Annotated in this window: 12 protein-coding genes; 1 reads left to right on the forward strand and 11 read right to left on the reverse strand. The window is 67.5% G+C overall.

All coding sequences use genetic code 11. The features are described from left to right. Window positions 1-601: 601 nt before the first annotated feature. On the reverse strand, window positions 602-1,474 hold the full coding sequence (gene htpX, locus DVK07_RS16815; RefSeq protein WP_121598105.1) for a zinc metalloprotease HtpX: 873 nt from the start codon (window positions 1,472-1,474) through the stop codon (window positions 602-604). Between the two features lie 140 nt (window positions 1,475-1,614). Here htpX and DVK07_RS16820 point away from each other — a divergent pair, with 140 nt between their 5' ends. After that, window positions 1,615-2,553 (forward strand): NAD(P)-dependent oxidoreductase, encoded by a 939-nt coding sequence (locus DVK07_RS16820; RefSeq protein WP_121598106.1) that lies wholly within the window; start codon window positions 1,615-1,617, stop codon window positions 2,551-2,553. 32 nt (window positions 2,554-2,585) lie between these two features. On the opposite strand, the gene flaJ is transcribed toward DVK07_RS16820, so the two are convergent. The 10 genes from flaJ to DVK07_RS16870 all read right to left on the reverse strand — a co-directional run bounded on the left by flaJ (window position 2,586) and on the right by DVK07_RS16870 (window position 15,869). Continuing rightward, a complete protein-coding gene (gene flaJ, locus DVK07_RS16825) occupies window positions 2,586-4,322 on the reverse strand; it encodes an archaellar assembly protein FlaJ (RefSeq protein WP_121598107.1) in 1,737 nt (578 codons plus the stop codon). A gap of 23 nt (window positions 4,323-4,345) precedes the next feature. Beyond that, a complete protein-coding gene (locus DVK07_RS16830) occupies window positions 4,346-6,019 on the reverse strand; it encodes a type II/IV secretion system ATPase subunit (protein WP_121598108.1) in 1,674 nt (557 codons plus the stop codon). A gap of 116 nt (window positions 6,020-6,135) precedes the next feature. Next, the gene (locus DVK07_RS16835) at window positions 6,136-6,885 is read right to left on the reverse strand and encodes an ATPase domain-containing protein (protein WP_121598109.1); all 750 of its coding nucleotides are present in this window, start codon (window positions 6,883-6,885) and stop codon (window positions 6,136-6,138) included. Window position 6,886: 1 nt separating this feature from the next. Further along, window positions 6,887-7,381, reverse strand: coding sequence for a flagellar protein G (locus tag DVK07_RS16840; protein ID WP_121598110.1), 495 nt, complete (start codon window positions 7,379-7,381; stop codon window positions 6,887-6,889). Beyond that, a complete protein-coding gene (locus tag DVK07_RS16845; RefSeq protein WP_121598111.1) occupies window positions 7,382-7,855 on the reverse strand; it encodes a flagellin in 474 nt (157 codons plus the stop codon). After that, entirely contained in the window at window positions 7,845-9,728 is a 1,884-nt protein-coding gene (locus DVK07_RS16850) for a FlaD/FlaE family flagellar protein (RefSeq protein WP_121598112.1), read from the reverse strand. Before DVK07_RS16850 ends, DVK07_RS16845 begins: the two co-directional genes overlap by 11 nt. A gap of 169 nt (window positions 9,729-9,897) precedes the next feature. Further along, a complete protein-coding gene (locus tag DVK07_RS16855) occupies window positions 9,898-10,485 on the reverse strand; it encodes a chemotaxis protein CheD (RefSeq protein ID WP_017343760.1) in 588 nt (195 codons plus the stop codon). After that, window positions 10,482-11,672: a chemotaxis protein CheC gene (locus DVK07_RS16860; protein WP_121598113.1), complete on the reverse strand. Its 1,191-nt coding sequence runs from the start codon at window positions 11,670-11,672 to the stop codon at window positions 10,482-10,484. Before DVK07_RS16860 ends, DVK07_RS16855 begins: the two co-directional genes overlap by 4 nt. After that, complete coding sequence (cheY, locus tag DVK07_RS16865) at window positions 11,672-12,028, reverse strand: chemotaxis protein CheY (RefSeq protein ID WP_004597560.1); 357 nt, start codon at window positions 12,026-12,028, stop codon at window positions 11,672-11,674. The genes DVK07_RS16860 and cheY overlap by 1 nt, the downstream gene beginning before the upstream one ends. Before the next feature lie 97 nt (window positions 12,029-12,125). Further along, a complete protein-coding gene (locus tag DVK07_RS16870; protein ID WP_121598114.1) occupies window positions 12,126-15,869 on the reverse strand; it encodes a carboxypeptidase-like regulatory domain-containing protein in 3,744 nt (1,247 codons plus the stop codon). Window positions 15,870-15,918: the final 49 nt, after the last annotated feature.

Genomic DNA, 15,918 nt, shown 5'->3' on the forward strand with positions numbered 1-15,918 from the left:
CCCAGCGTGGAGTCCTATCTCGCTCCACAAACGACAAGTCGATCCACGCGATACCTTCGGTGAGGCGTTCGATTTCGGCCATAAGCACTCTGAAGTCGAACGCCTCATCCTCTAACTTTACGCGACCCGCGACTCTTCGTGATCATTTATAAATGAACTGCGGTGGCGCGTGCCTGCGAGCGGCCGCCATCGGCGGCCGCGAGTCAGCACGCGCGAGGGAGTCGGCCGCCCGAGCGAAGCGAAGGGCGGTCGACGAGGCTGGGGAGGCGTGAGGCGCGGTTGCGGTGCTGTCCGGGGCGGGACTCGAAGGGGCAGCCGGGAGGGCGGCGCAGGCGACGTAAGCACCGCAACGAGTGAGCGGAGCGAACGAGTGAGGAGCGCAGCGAGCGTGCGCCGCCCTCCCGGCTGGGGCTTCGGAGGTGTTCGTCGTCGACCTGTCCGCAACGTCTTATAAATGATCGACTGGGGCTTCGGAGGTGTTCGTCGTCGACCTGTCCTCAGCGTCTTATAAATAAGCGGCTGGGACTTCGGCGATGTCTGTCACCGACCCACGGTCAACGCCTTATAAAGGACTGACTAGAACCATCAGTCAATCTCCGTTTCAGACCGTCTCCATCTCCTTTTCCAGCTCTCGGAGCTTCTCGATGCGGTTCTCCGTCGAGGGGTGCGTCGAGGCGATCTTCCCGACGAAGCCGGCCTTGATCGGGATGATGAAGAACGCGTTCATCTCCGCCTCCTCGCGGAGGTCCTCCTTGGGCACCTTGTCCATCCGGCCGTCGATCGTCATCAGCGCGGAGGCGAGCGCACCGGGCTTCCCGGTGATCAGCGCCGCGCCGCGGTCCGCGGAGTACTCGCGGTACCGCGAGAGCGCGCGGATAAGCAGGAAGGAGATCACCCACACCAGAAGCGACGCGACGATCGCGACGATGACGGGCGCGCCCTGGCGGTTGTCGCCGCCGAGCAGCCACCCCCACCGCACGATGAAGAAGGCGATGGTCGAGAGGAACGACGCGATGGTCATCACCATCACGTCGCGGTTCTTGACGTGGGCGAGCTCGTGGGCGAGCACGCCGTCGAGCTCGTCCTCGTCGAGCGCCTGGAGCAGCCCGGTGGTCACCGCGACGGTGGCGTTCTTCTTGTTCCGCCCGGTCGCGAACGCGTTCGGCACCTGCGTGTCCGCGACCGCGACCGTCGGCTTCGGGAGGTCGGCCTGCTGGCTCAGCCGCTCGATCCGGCGGTGGAGGTCCGGGTACTCGTCGGCGCTCACCTCGCGGGCGCCCATGCTCCGCAGCGCCAGCTTGTCGCTGAAGAAGTACTGCGCGAGCGAGAACGCGCCGAACATCGCGAGCGTGAAGATGATCCCGACGTTGAACACCTCGATCAGGACGCCGATGAACACGACGTAGAGGGCGAAGAGGAGGAACATCGTGAACCCCATCCGTCCACGGAGTCCCCAGTCTGTCTTCCAGTCCATACCCGGAAGTTACCGCTCGGCGCGTTAAAGGTTGCCGGAGCGGGAGGCCGTGGTCGCCGATCGACGCCCGTGTCGACGAGCGGCGAGCGCGGCGAACCGACGAACAACGCCCTTTTTCGGGCGCTCCCCGAGGGACGGACATGGAGACAGTCCTCGTCACCGGCGGCCGCGGCGCCTCCGGGCGCTGGGTCGTCGACCGCCTCGCCGGCGACTACGAGGTCGTCGTCGTCGACTACGACCACCCGGGACTCGGCGTCGACCCGGCCCCGAACGTCTCGTTCCGCGCGGCCGACCTCGCGGAGCGCGACCAGGCCCTCGACGTCGTCGCCGCCGTCGACCCCGACGCCGTCGTCCACTGGGCCGCGATCCCCGTCGCCGGCACCCACCCCGAGGGGCGGGTGTTCGAGACGAACGCGCTCGCCGCGAAGCACGTCCTCGACGCGGCCGGCCGGGCGGACGCCCCGGTCGTCCAGGCCTCCAGCGACGGCGCCTACGGCTTCTTCTTCGCCGACCCGACGCCGTTCCCGGACGAGCTGCCGGTCACCGAGGCCCACCCGCTCCGCCCCGAGGACCCGTACGGGCTCTCGAAGGTGACCGCGGAGGCGGCCGCGGGCGCGGTCGCGCGCCGCCACGACGTGCCGGCCGTCTCGATACGTCCGTCGTGGATCCAGTACCCCGGCGCGTACGCCTGCCGCGCCGACGAGTACGTCGACGACCTCGACGCCGGCGCCGGCAACTTCTGGTCGTACGTCGACGTCCGCGACGTCGCCGACCTCGTCGCGGCCGCGCTCGCGGACCTCCTCGGCGACGACCCCGCCGTCGCCCCCGGCACCCACGAGGCGGTCAACTGCGTCGCGGGCGACAACGCGCTCGGCCGACCCCTACTCGACCTGCTGCGCGAGTCCTACGGCGAGATCCCGACCGACTGCGCGGTCGACGAGAGCGCGATCGCCGAGGGCGACGACCGCGGCGTCTACGCGATCGAGAAGGCGGCGCGGCTGTTCGGGTGGACGCCGTCGCGCTCGTGGCGCGACGCGGCGGACGCGGCGGTCGCCGAGCCGACGCTGTTCGAGGAGTGAGTCGAACGGGGCCGGAGACGGAAACCCCGCGCTCAGATCGACAAGATTGCGTTGACGAGCGTCCGCGTCGCGATGGCGGTGCCCGCGCCGAGCCACGTCAGGAGGACGAAGTGGATGTAGCCGTTCGCGGGGTTGCCGCCGTCGATCCGGCGGATCATCTGCGAGGAGAGCGCGGCGTTGAAGAGGACGACCGTCAGGAGGAGGTACTCGATGAGCGGGATGTCGTAGGCGCCGGGGTAGACGATCTGGCCGATGTCCATCTGGTCGAGCCCGAAGTCCGAGGTCAGGTCGGCTAAGATCGCGACGATCTCCAGTCCGATGAAGAAGGCGAACGTCGCGGCCGCCGTGATCCCGTACAGCAGCCCGATGAACGTCATCGCCGCCTGCCGCCGCTGCTCGCGGAGCTGGTTGACGGCGTTCATGTTCTTCGAGATCAGCTCGCCGAGCATCTTCGGGTCCCCGCCCATCCGCCGGCCGACGAGGTACATCTCGGAGAACTTCTGAATGAGGTACGAGCGCGTGTCACGCGTGAACGCTCGCCACGCTCCTTCGGTGCTGATCCGCATGTTGAGCCGGCGGTAGAGCCGCTCGATGGCCTCGGAGAGCTCGCCGAAGTTCTTGTCGCGCAGCGTCGTCAACACGTCCGTGGTCGTCGACTGCTTCGCGCTCTCGGTCGCGCCCAGCGCGCGCACGAACGAGGGGAACTCGCCGTCGCGGGCGGTGATCGCCTGCTCCTCCTGCCGGAGGACCACCCCGGTGACGATGAGCGGCGAGATGGGGACCGCGAGGTACAGCGGGAGCCGGACGTCGTCGAGGAAGAAGAGGAGGCCGGGGAGGCCGGGGCCGTATCCGAACATCCCGGCGGCCGTGATCCCGATGAGGACGAAGGTGAGCCCGCCGCCGCCGATCAGCGACCCCCACAGCTTCAGGTCGCCCGGCGACCGCTCGTCCGGGTGGTACCAGATCGGGTCGTACGGCGACGTCGCGCGGATCATCGCGTAGAAGCCGAGCTGGACGAAGACGAAGAGCACGATGACCGCCGCCACCGTCGCGGTCGGGTCGTTGCCGGTGAGGATCGGGAGGACGACGGCGAACACCAACGCGAACGTCATCGAGAGGATCATCGACATGTAGAGGTCCTTCATCACCTCCAAGTTCGAGAGCGCGGACTCGTAGCGGGTCTCGTACTGCGCGAGCATCACGTCCTGCTCGGAGACGAGGAACTCCTCGAGCGACTGGCCCGCGCCCATCGTGTAGCCGAGGCGGTCGAAGAAGTCGGCCATCGCGTCGGAGGGGACCTCCTGCGCGCGGCGGCGACAGGCGTCGTCGAGGCTCTGGTTCCACGTGTCGACGAGGTGGACGACGCGGCCGATCTCCTCGGCGGCGACGCCGTACTCCTCCTCTTGCGCCAGCGTCCGGAACACCTCCATCCGGTCGATGTTCGTCGTCGACAGCACCGTCATGTGGGTCATCACGAGGTGCAGCTGGTTGTCGATCTTCGTCTCAAGGCTTGAGAGGTAGATCTTCGGGTAGATGACGGCCGCGAACAGGACGAGCCCGCCGAACATCGGGATCGGGACCCGGGCGGCGAAGGGGAGCGGCAGCGCGACCAGGCCGACGACGCTGCCGAGGAACACGAACACGGCCGGCAGCAGCACGAGGCCGACGTACTTCCCCTTGGAGATGTCGAGCTGCTCGTACGACTCCATCACCTCGGAGGTCAGCTGCGCGGCCGTCGCGAGCCCGTCGCCGAACTGTTTCACCGCCATCGCTTAGATCGCCCCCATCGTCGCTACCTCGTGTTCCGGTGCATGTCGAAGGGGAGGCCCTCGACGCCGTCGCGCTGGAACGAGTTGATCGCGTCGTTCACCTCGTGGTAGCCGAGGATTCCCTCCTGGATCATCCGCTCGATGAGCTCCGCGCGGAAGTCGAGGTCGTCGTAGATGTCGCGGGTGTCGGCGTACCCCAGCAGGGTCGCGATCTGCTCTTCGAGCACGTAGGAGTTGTTCATCCCCTGGAAGACGATCTCGTCTTCGACGGGGTCCCAGCTGAACACCTCGCGGGTGACGACCCCCTCCATCTCCTTGGAGTACCCCTCGATCTCCTGGACGCTCGTCACGCGGCGCAGGACCTGGTCGCCCTGTTTCACGCGGTTCTGGAACAGCGCCACGTCGGCGTTGTCCATGAACGTCTCCGGGACGTTGATCGGCTCGGAGGTGAACCGCTGGATCATCGAGACGATGTCCGACGCGTGGAACGTCAGCATCACCGGGTGGCCGGTCTGGGCGGCCTGGAACGCCATGCGCCCCTCTGCGCCGCGGACCTCGCCCACGATGATGTAGTCGGGACGCGACCGCAGCGCGGCGGCGACCAGGTCGAACATGTCGACGTCGGAGGAGCCCTCGCCGCCGCCCTCACGGGTCAGGAGCTGCTGCCAGGTGCTGTGCGGCGGGATGACCTCGGCGGTGTCCTCCGCGGTGTATATCTTCGAGTCGTCCGGGATGTACGAGAGGATGGCGTTCAGCGTCGTCGTCTTCCCGGACGCCGTCTCCCCGACCACGAACACCGTCTGCTCGTTCTCCAGACAGAGCCAGAGGTACGCCGCGAGTTCGGGCGACAGCGTCCCCCAGTTGGTGATCTGGTTGATCGACAGCGGCACCTCCTCGCCCTGCCGGATGGTGAGCGAGGAGCCCTTCAGCGAGACGTCGTCGGAGTAGATGATGTTGATACGCGACCCGTCCGGCAGCGTGGAGTCGACGATGGGGTCGGAGTCGGAGAGCGGGTCGCCGATGCGCTCGCCCATGTTGCGCAGCCAGTTGTCGAACTCCTGGGGCGTCCCGAAGTCGACGGTCGTCTCCAGCATGCCGAACGTGCCGTGGTCGACGTGACACTCCTTGGGGCCGATGACGTGGATGTCCTCGTTGGCCGGGTCGCGCATCACCGGTTCGAGCGGGCCGAGCCCGACGATGTCGCGGTTGAGCCGGTAGCGGATGTTCTCGTACGTCTCCTCGGTGACCGACAGCTTCCCGAAGTTCTTCAGCTTCGAGAGGCCCTTACGCCAGCCGGAAGTGGTGTCGTCGACGTGGGTGACCTCCTCGAGCAGCTCCTCGATGAGGTCGTCGTACTCGGCCTCGTTCTCCGGCGCGGTGTGCTGGCCGCTCACGGTGAGCAGCCGGTTTTTCACCTCGTTGAGGATCTCCGCCTGCGGGCCGGACACCTCCGGCTCGATGGCGTAGTACTTCGTGTCCTGCCCGAGGTCGCCGTAGATGTGGCTGTAGATGGGGCCGCCGACCGGGTAGATGACGTTCGGCCGGGCGGACTCGTACTCGTCTTTCGGCTCCTCGATGAACTGCGGGAACTCCCCGGTGATCTGCTTGAACTCGCGGAGGTGCTCCCGGAGGTGCGGCCGCCGCATGGCCGCCTTTCGGAGCTCTTCGGACGGTTGTGCGGTGCCGTGTTCGGTCATGTCCTACACCCGGTCGTCGTGGCGGGCCTACGCCCGGTCGTCGTGGCGGGCCTACGCCCGGTCGCGGTGGTCGCGGTCCGCGCGCGCGGACCGGCTGTGCGTCGAGCGGTCATGTGTCAGGCGACGCTGCGGCTCTCGATGACGATTCCGGTTCCGGAACGGACCGAGAACCCGATCGTGTCGCCGACCTGTTCGCCCATGCCCGCGAACCGCTTCACGTTGATCTGCCGGCGGATGTCGTTGCCGACCTCGATCATCTCGAGCTGGAGGAACACGTCCGCGATCGACCGGAACGGGCCGATGGCGTCGTCGTCGACCGCCGAGGGGTCGACGGTGAGCACGACCACCTTCCCCTGCGAGATGATCTCGCGGAAGAAGGAGATGATCTCCAGGGCGGCCTGCCGCTCCTCGTTCTTCCGCACCAAGGCCTCGAAGGTGGGGTCGTTCCGGAAGATGGCGTCGAACGTGTCGAGGAAGACGACGTCGGAGTTCCACATCGCCTCGGCGTCCATCAGCCGCTTGAGCAGCTCCTTGCGCTCGCCGTCGCCGTCGGAGAAGGCGCCGCCGGAGTCGAAGTCGGCGTGGAGGAAGAGCAGCTCCTCCTGTAAGAGGGGCTTCACCATGTCGTACTCCAGCGAGTGCATCTGGTCGATGAACCCGCGGACGGTGAGCTCCGTCGACATCATCGTCACCGACGCGCCCTCCTGAACGAGCCCGTAGGCGAACCGCTGGGAGATGGCGCTTTTGCCCGCCCCGTAGTCGCCCTCCATGAGGACGATGCTGCCGCGGGGGATGCCGCCGCCCAGCTCCTTGTTGAGCCGGTCGCGGTCGCCGAGGCCCAAAGAGAGGAGGTTGTCGTGAGGCATCTCAGTTACCCCCCTCCACGCGGAACTGGAACAGCTCCTCGTCGCCGTTCACGGAGAGGTAGACGCGGTGGTCGCCGTCGACGAGCCCGCCGTCCTGCCCCTCGATCTCGCTCACGTCTATCGTGAGCCGCAACACGTCGCCGCGGCTCCACGCGTTCGCGCCGTCCGCGGAGACCAGCTCCCCGGAGAGCGCGTCCGGCCGGACGTACGCACCGTCGAAGACGACGTCGAGGTCGGAGCCGTCGGGCGCCAACCGATACGTCCCGGTGTTCTTTATCAACAGCGTGACGTTCTCCTCGGTCGCGTTGTACACCCCCGCGCTGGGGTCCGAGATGACCGTCACGTCGGTCCGGAGCTGCTCGGTCGCGTCGAGGCCGGCGTCGTCGACGGCGGCGCTCACGCGGTCGACGCCGGTCGTGATCGTGCCGACGACGCCCGCGGCGATCACAAGGCTCGCGATGAACAGGATGAGATGCGAGACGGGAACGCTGGCCATCTACGCGCCCACCTCCGTGACGGTCGCGGCGTCGCGGACGCCGGACTCGACGACGAGGACGACCCGCGTGCCCTCCTCGATCGTCGTCTCCGTCTCGCCCTGTGCGACCCTCACCGACAGCGTCTCGTCGCCGAGCCAGAGCGCGGTGTCGCCGTCGCCGTCGACGGTCGTGTCCGCGTTCGCCCCGCCCACGTCGACGTACTCGTTGCCGACGACGAGCGTCGCGTCGCCGGCGACGAGCCCGATCGATCCCTCGTTGGTGGCGTTAACAGTGAGGACGCCGGAACTGACGTTGTACGTCGCGTTCGTCACCGCGAAGTCGGTGTTCTGCCGCTCGAGCGCGCGCTCGTTGACGCCGTGTTGGGCGTCGGAGACGCGGTCGAGCCCGTTGGCCGCCACGGGGTAGAACGTCGTGAACGCGAAGAACAGCCCCGCGACGATGATGGCCGTGGACGCGGAGACGCTAACGCCCATCTCCCCACCCTCCGTCGGCCGGATCGGCGCGGTCGGAACGGGGATTCGGATCGTTCATCGGTCGCGTGGAACCGTTCCGGTCGCGCCGGTCGTCGCGGCGGTCCGCGTCCGCCTCGCGTCCCGCGCCGCCGTGGTCCGTGCCGTTCGTGCGTCGCTCGCGCTCGTCGGGCGCGTCCCGCCGGCCGGGCTCGTCGTGACCGTTCCGCTTCGATTCCGGCCGATCGTCGCGGTCGTTGCGACCGTTGCGACCGGAATCGACGCGTCCGCCGCGGCGGCCGCCGCGGCGTCCGTTGACGGGCCCGCCGCCGACCATCGAGCCGCCGGCGAGGTCGTCCCAGCGGTCCAAGAGGACCGTGTGGCTGCTGGTGCCGTTGAGCTGGGTCACGTACCGGAGGCTGCGGGTGTGGTGCTCGCGGACGAGCCGGTCGGTTCCCGGCCGGTCGACGAGGTTGCGGTCGATCGTCCCGAACCCGGAGAGGAAGTCCCGGAGCCGCGCCGCGGCGTCGGGACCGATCCACTCGATCCGCTCGTAGTAGTTGATCGCGCGCACCGCGTCGGTGACGTCGCTCTCGGAGACGAGGAACTCCAGCCACTCCATCACGAGGAGGTCGCCGACGTAGTCGCCGGGCAGCTCGGTGAGGTACGGCTTGCCGCGGCCGTTCCCGCTCGAGAGGTCGTCTTTCCCGACGTACTCGAAGCCGCCGGAGGCTTCCGCGGGATCACCGCCGGGTCGGCGGTCGGGCGCCGGCTCCGGATCGACGCCGTCCGCCGGATCCGGGTCGGCCGCGCCGCCCGCCGGCTCCGGATCCGCCGGTTCGCCGAACTCGTCGCCTCCGGCCCCGAGGTCGTCGCCGCCGAGGTCGTCGTCCCCGAGGCCGCCGTCGGCGTCGTCGAACGAGTCGGTTTCGTCGCCGGGGTCGGCGAACGAGTCGTCCCCGTCCTCGAACGGGTCCTCGTCCGCGGCGTCGTCGCCCTCCTCGGCCCAGTCGGCCTCCCCGGAGTCGTACTCTTCTTTCAGTTCGCTGAAACTCTTTCCATCGTCGTTCATGTCGTCTCCGTCGTCCGCCGTTTCGGTCTCGGACGCGGCGTCGTCCGTGCTGTCGTCGTCCAGTTCGTCGAACTCGTCGTCGAGATCGTCGTCGAGGTCGTCGAACCCGTCGTCGTCGAGGTCGTCGAACTCGTCGTCGCCGTCCGCGTCGTTGTCCAAGTCGTCGAACTCGTCTCCCTCCTCCTCTTCGTCGAGGAGGTCGTCGTCGAAGAACCCGTCCGCGTCGGCGTTCGCGACGTCCTCGTCGAGGTCCTCCTCCTCGCCGCCGTCCTCGTCGTCGAAGATGCCGAACGAGCCCTCGCCGCCGCCGGCGACGCTGTCGAAGCCGCCGGAGTCGTCGACGAACGGGTTGATGCCGCGGGTGACCATCTCGTAGATGTCGAGGAGGTTGCGGACGTCCTCCTCGATGTCGTCGACGGCGTTCGATATCTCCTCGTTCTCCGAGCGGACCGTCGAGACGGTCGAGGAGAGCGACGCGACCTCGTTTTCGAGCTCGTCGAGCCGGTTCTCCAGCTCGTCGGTGGCCGCGCCGCCGCCACCGCCGCCGCCGTCGTCGAACTCGTCGTCCCACTCGTCCATGCCGTCGAAGTCGTCGAAGCCGTCGCCGCCTCCGCCGCCACCGCCGCCGCCCATGCCGCCACCCATCCCTCCGCCGCCCATGTCGCCGCCGAAGGGATCGTCGTCGCCGTCCATACCTCCGGAACCGTCGTCGTCGGATCCGTCGTCGTCGAGGAACCTGTCGAGGACGCTCGCACCGACGAGCCCCAGCGTGGCGACTGCCCAGGCGGCGGTTGGAGCTCCCCACACCGGTAGTTCGAGGCCCATTACCGTGTACCACCCGCAGAACCCACTTCAATTCACCCCTCAAAATATCAGCCATGAGAAAGCACGGCGCAGCGTGTACATCGCTGGTTGAGGGGCACGGGCACGGAGAGATCGGAGCGCGATCGAACGCGGAAACGGGCCGTAGCCGGGACGGAACGGCCCAGTCCGGTCAGATCGCTCGTTCGAAGCCGTCCGCGGCCCGGACGACGAGCCGGCCGTCCGGCCCGAACCGGACGGTCCGGCCCACCGCGTCGCCGACGTCGCTGGCGACGACGGGGACGCCCGCGGCGTCGAGCACTTCGCCGACGCGCTCGACGTTCCGCGGGCCGACCGCGTCGGTGAGGTCCAGCATCTCGGCGCCGCCGGCGACTCGGGCTTCCAGGCGGCGGGGGTCGGCGCCGGCGTCGTCGAGCGCCCCGATCAGCGAGTCGATCCCGGTATCGACGTACTTCGCTGGCCGGGAGATCGCCTTCGTTCGTCCCTCCCCGGCGGGCAACATGGCGTGGAGGAGGCCGCGGACGCCCGCCCGCTGGTCGACGAGCGCGACCGCGACGCACGAGCCGAGCCCGCTGGTCGTCAGGACCGCGTCGTCGCTCGTGACCGCGAGCTCGCCCACGCCCACCTTGATCCGGCCGGGGTCGTCGCCAGCCGCGCCGCCGGTGACGGTCGCCGGCTCGGCGTCGGCGACCGCGTCCCCGCCGCTCTCCGTTCGGTCCGCCGGCTCGTCCGGCCGATCGTCGGAGAGCGAGCGGGTCACGGCTCCGAGAGCCGGTCGAGCGCCCGGGCCAGTTCGCGCTCGTCGGGGAGCGCGTACACGTCACAGCGCGCCTGAATCCCCTCCGTCTGGATCGCGGTGTCGATCACGAACCCGTAGTCCTGCCGCTCGCTCAGCTTCGCGACGAGCGGGCTGATCGTCGACGCGCCGATGTCGTGGACGAACTCCGGCGGCGAGTGAGTGATCGACGTGCCGAGGACGTTCGCCCACCCGTCGATAAACCCGCTCGTCATCACGTTGCCGAGCTCGCAGAGCGCGTTCTGGGCCATGTCCCCGAGCGGCTCGTCGGGCTCCATCGGTAACATTGCGTCCGCGACCGCCGCCGCCGACGACTCCTCGAAGAGGATGGCGAGGTAGCCGCTCGGCTCGCCCTGGAGCTCGAACACCGTGCCCGCGTGCGGCTCGGTGCCGACCTCCGCGGGCACGTCCGCGAGCGGGACGAACCGGAGCCGGCTCACGTCGACGCTGGTCTCTAACCCGGTCATCATCGCGATGTTGTCGGCGGCGTTCGCCGACCCCTTCTTCGCCAGCGACGAGAACGTCGACAGCGACTCGTACGGCACCGCCGTGCTCGAAGTGCCGCCGTCCGCCTCGCCGCCGGCGGTCGCCGCGGGCGCCGTCTTCCCGACGATGAGGTCGCGGAACGGCCCCGAGTCGGGCAGCATGTAGATCGAGAAGTCGAGGTCCGTCGTCGTCGCGTCGAGGCGGCTCTCGAAGAGGAACACGCCGTCACCGGCGAGCGCGCCGTCCGGCAGCACCGCCGCGCCGTCCGCCTCGAAGTAGCGCGGCGGCGACATGTCGATCGCCTTCCCGAGGTAGTTCGCCCAGCCGTCGAGGAATCCCCCGAGCGCGATGTTGCCGACCTCCGTCACCGCGCTCCGCTCCATCGACTGCCCCCCGGGGAGCAGCGAGAGCAGGGCGTCGACGTTGGCGGCGTCGAACGCGAGGACCGCCTCGCCGTCTAACCCGCCGCGGAGCCCGACGCTCACGCCGATCGACTCCCGGCCGGCGAACGACTCCGCGAGGTCCTCGCCGCTCGCGACGCTCGCGCCCGTCACCTCCACGGCGAGGTCGGTCCCGGTGAGGTCCGAGAGCGCGCCGGCGGCCTGTTTCGCCCCCCGCTCCGCGAGGCGGTTACAGGCGCCGAGCGCGCGGACGTCGACGCGCATTATACCGCCGAGCCGATGGCGTCGAGCACGTTCGGCTTCTGGAACGGCTTCGTGATGTACCCCTCCGCGCCCGCCTTGATCGCCGCCTTCATCTTCTCCTCCTGCCCGACGCTGGTGCACATGATCACCGTCGCGTCGGGGTTCTCTTCGAGGATCTCCGTCGTCGCCTCGATCCCGTCGCGGATCGGCATCACGATGTCCATCATCACGAGGTCCGGCCCGTGCTCCTCGTACATGTTCACCGCCTCCACGCCGTTCTCCGCCTCCCCGACGATCTCGAACTCGCCTTCGAGGATCTCCCGGAGGAGGTTCCGCATGAACTCCGAGTCGTCGGCGATGAGTACCCGCGTAGCCATTGTTGTCTGAAACCGGGCGCAGCGATCACTTAATCGCTCCCCCGCGGTTCTCAGCGCTGAGAACGGAGCGGGACGCGACCGGTTCCGGCCGCCGGAGTCACACCCAGTGGCCGAGGAGGTGGACGGCGCCGACGAGGACCGTGCCGCCGAGCGCCTCGCGCGTTCCAATGCCAAATGGTACCGCCGGCACTGAGTTAGATTGACTATCATCACCGTTTGGACCGTTTCCACCATCGTCTGAGTTGTTTTCGTCAGCATCAGTGCCGTTCCCGGTAGTAGATGCTGAGTTCGACGTAGTTCCGGTCGCCGGTGATTCGCTCACTGTCTGGGTAGTCCCGTTGTCACCGTCTTCCTCGGTGATGTTTCCATCACTCGTCTCCGTGACTGTCAACTGTCCTGTCTCTTCGTCATCGTCTGTCCGGAGGGCATACTCGTACTGCCCCGGTGGAAGGACAACGAACTGGTCAGAAAGATCGAGTGTCGTCGACTCCGTGCTGTCGAGTGTCGTCGACGTTTCCGTCACAGTTTTGCCATCAATAGAGAACTCAACCATCTGTCGGTCGGCAATCTCGCCCGTGTTGGTGACCTCGCCCGCTATTGAGTCCAAACGGTCGCCCTGAGCGACCGTCGTTTCTGCTGTGAGGTTGCTGACATCGAAGTAGGCCGGAGCGTCAAGATCATCAACCACGATCGCACCGCGTTTGTCCAGCAGTCTGTTCCCGACGAGCCGTTCGGGTGTGTAGAACTCAACTTCAACGCGTTCACCGGGCTCCAGGTCGGAAAAATCGTGAACGACCTCAAACCCGCCGTCCTCGTCGATGGTGACATCTTCGACGGTAATCGTCGTCGGCTCGGGACGGTCGCTCGCGATCAGCTGGACCGTGACGTCCGAGTTGGGAGCGATGTTCGTGTTCCCGGCGATCACCCCGTTCTGACTGGACGGGATCATCAGTTCCCTGTCGAGACCCGTCTGGCGGTACTCAACGTACGGCTCCTCGAAGACAAATGAGTCGTTCGTCCGCACCGTCGTGTCGTCGTCACCGAAGTACGGGTAGTGTTCGAGGGCGTTGCTCTCCTCGACAGCCGGGTCGAACGGGGCGGGTTGTTCCCCGTCGGCGAGCGAGTAGTCCTCAAACTGGTACCGTTCGTCTTCGGGAGACTCGTACGCCATCTCGAAGGCAAGCTCATCGCCGTCACGGGGTTGGTTATCGAACGGATCCGATCCACGGGTATCGATCACGAAGTAAAGGCCGCCGACGACTGGATCGTCACCGATGGCATCGCCACTCTCCCACTGGAATGCGCTGTCATCTGGGAGTATATAGAGGTCGCTGCTGGCGACATCGGTGAACCGAAGCGTCGATCCTGGGTTGTTCGGCGCACCGAGCGACTGGTGCGTGAGTTCCGCATGGATGCCCTCGTGGCGTTCGAGCAGTGTCGCGAACTGCTTAGTGCCGATGTTCCCGGGGGCGCTCTCCCCGGAATCGACGCCCTCGTTGATCGCGGGATGGTCAGTATCGCCCGCCAGAAGTGCGCCGAAGGTCCCGCTTCCGCGCACCTCGACGAGGATCCGGTCGCCGCGGGCGATCGTGTCGGTCTCGGTGGCGTCGGCGCGGAGCGACCCGATGTCGCCGAGCTGAAGCGGCCCCGACTCCTCGTCGAACCGGTCGAGCTGGTCAGCCGGGCCGGGCGGGAGGACGTACGTGTTCACCTCGCCGAGCACCGGTTGCGTGAGGACGAGGTTCGACCGGTCGACCGGGTGTCGGAAGTCGGGGACATCGTCGTCGCGGATCATCACGGTTCCGGTCCCGCCGGCGACGAGGCGGTACCGGCCGGCCTGAAGGGGACTCCCGCGCGCGGTGAGCCCAACCTCATCGCGGAACTCGGCGAGCGTGTCCGCCACCTCGGTGCCGCGGTGGTTCTGGAACGTCACGTCGGAGAACGTCCCCGCCGGGTCCACGCCCTCGTCGTCCGGGTCATTCGCGGCGCCGATGCTGTGCGCGTAGCTTGTCACCTCGCCGTCGGAGATGGGGATGTACACATCCTCGGAGGGTGCGTCGGTGCCGACGAGCCGAGTGTTGATCACGAACGACGCGTCGCCGGTCACGTGTAGGACATCGAGGTGGTTCTGGAGGCTGCGCTCTCCCGCCTCCCGGTCGCCGCCGACGAGGAGGTACGCCTCGTCAAGCGTGTCATCCATCGTGACATCGACCACGACGAAGTCACCCGCTGGCGACTGGTACCGGTCCTGTGAGAACTCGACGGCGCCGCTCTCGAAGGCGTTCGACACCGCGAACGACGACGAGGCGTTCTCGCCGAGGGCGCTGACTTCGGCGGTGTAGTCGCCGTCGTCGATCTCGCTCCGGGCCGGCAGCTGGAACGTCTCCGTGTACGACGACTCCGGCTCGTGGCCGACGGTCACCGTCCTGTTGTCGATCGTCGACGACGGCCCCTCGACCGCGACGTTCACCTTGTCTTCCACCTCCTCGTCGAAGGTGTATCTGACCGTCACCGTCTCCGTGGCCTGTCCGAGGTCCGTCCACACGTCGTCCACCGACAGCCGCACGTCGGTCGCGCGGGGCAGGTCGAAGTCTTGTTCGGTCTCCGGCTCCCCCGTCCGCCCGACCTCCACGGAGTGACTTCGGGTCTCGTAGTCGGCGTGCTCCGCGACCACCGTGTGCGTCCCGAACGGAACGTCCGAGAGCTGGTACCGCCCGTCCGAGCCGGTCGTCGCGCTGCCATCCACGCTGCCCTCGATCCGGACCGACACGTTGTGCAGCCCGTTTCCGTTCGGGCCGATGACACGCCCCGTGATGTCGTTGTCCACGTGAGTGAGATCGAAGTTCTCCGTCAGCCCGTCCTCGGGGATCGACCCCGACATCGTCTTCGTCTCGAACGTGTCGGCGCTCGCCACGACATCGCGCTGCCCGCCAGTCGTCGTCGTCGACGGGACCTTGCGTATCTCGTAGGTCCCGTCCCCGTCGGTTTCGGCTTCCAGAGAGTTCTGGTCGATACCGGGCCAGATGGTCGTGTCCGCGTCGACGAAAACCGTCGCGCCCGCAATCGGTTCCTCCTCGGTGTTTGTGACCGTCCCGTCGACGGTCGTGAGGACGGGAGCCAGATCGACGTTTCGGGTGGCCGTCCCGTCGTTCGGGACCGTCGCCTCCTCACCCGGATCGGACTCGTTCTGAGTCGAGGTAAACCCGTCCTGAGTTGCATTGACCGAGACATCTCCCGTCGGGACTTCAATCTCGTACCGACCGTCTCCGCCGGTCTCGGTCGTGATCACGGACTTATTATTCTGGTTGGTCTCGACGTGCCATTCGTACTCGTCCGCAGTGGCTTCTATGATCTCTCGGTCCGTCTCGTTGTCGTGTTGGACCGTGACGGTGACTTCGGGGAGCGGCTCGCCCCCCATCGGACCGGACTCGCCCACGATCGTTCCGGTCAGCGTTCCCATCTTTCGCGTCAGGGTGACATCTTCCGTCACCGGGGAGTTCGTCGTCGACACCGCGACGTCGGTGCCCAGCTCTTCGTACTTATCGTGGGTCACCACCAGCTGCTGTTCGTCGTACGGGACCTCGTCGATCTCATAGTTCCCGTTTTCGTTGGTCGTGTTCGTCAGGTCCGGGTGGTTGTCAACCATCACCGTCACCGTCGCGCCGGAGATCGGCTCGTCGGCGGCGTTGGTGACGGTCCCCTCAACGGTGCCGTTGGCGCCGGACTGCGCCGCGCCCGACGGGACAGACGCCGCCAGGCCGACGGCACAGCACACCAGCAGTCCAACGACCAGCAAGCGGCGGGAACCGGGGGGGCCGCCGGTCGACGTGACGGAATCCATCGGATACGGCGAGGTATCGAACGGGAGAATTTAAGATATCGGGTGCAGT

This window comes from Halorubrum sp. Atlit-26R (assembly GCF_003666015.1).
GTDB lineage: Archaea > Halobacteriota > Halobacteria > Halobacteriales > Haloferacaceae > Halorubrum.

What these genes read in the sequence shown, in the direction of transcription:
- DVK07_RS16870 (WP_121598114.1), bottom strand. Translation starts at nt 15,869, where the DNA reads ATGGATTCCGTCACGTCGACCGGCGGCCCCCCCGGTTCCCGCCGCTTG.
- flaJ (WP_121598107.1), bottom strand. Translation starts at nt 4,322, where the DNA reads ATGGCGGTGAAACAGTTCGGCGACGGGCTCGCGACGGCCGCGCAGCTG.
- DVK07_RS16860 (WP_121598113.1), bottom strand. Translation starts at nt 11,672, where the DNA reads ATGCGCGTCGACGTCCGCGCGCTCGGCGCCTGTAACCGCCTCGCGGAG.
- DVK07_RS16845 (WP_121598111.1), bottom strand. Translation starts at nt 7,855, where the DNA reads ATGGGCGTTAGCGTCTCCGCGTCCACGGCCATCATCGTCGCGGGGCTG.
- DVK07_RS16835 (WP_121598109.1), bottom strand. Translation starts at nt 6,885, where the DNA reads ATGCCTCACGACAACCTCCTCTCTTTGGGCCTCGGCGACCGCGACCGG.
- DVK07_RS16830 (WP_121598108.1), bottom strand. Translation starts at nt 6,019, where the DNA reads ATGACCGAACACGGCACCGCACAACCGTCCGAAGAGCTCCGAAAGGCG.
- DVK07_RS16850 (WP_121598112.1), bottom strand. Translation starts at nt 9,728, where the DNA reads ATGGGCCTCGAACTACCGGTGTGGGGAGCTCCAACCGCCGCCTGGGCA.
- DVK07_RS16840 (WP_121598110.1), bottom strand. Translation starts at nt 7,381, where the DNA reads ATGGCCAGCGTTCCCGTCTCGCATCTCATCCTGTTCATCGCGAGCCTT.
- cheY (WP_004597560.1), bottom strand. Translation starts at nt 12,028, where the DNA reads ATGGCTACGCGGGTACTCATCGCCGACGACTCGGAGTTCATGCGGAAC.
- htpX (WP_121598105.1), bottom strand. Translation starts at nt 1,474, where the DNA reads ATGGACTGGAAGACAGACTGGGGACTCCGTGGACGGATGGGGTTCACG.
- DVK07_RS16820 (WP_121598106.1), top strand. Translation starts at nt 1,615, where the DNA reads ATGGAGACAGTCCTCGTCACCGGCGGCCGCGGCGCCTCCGGGCGCTGG.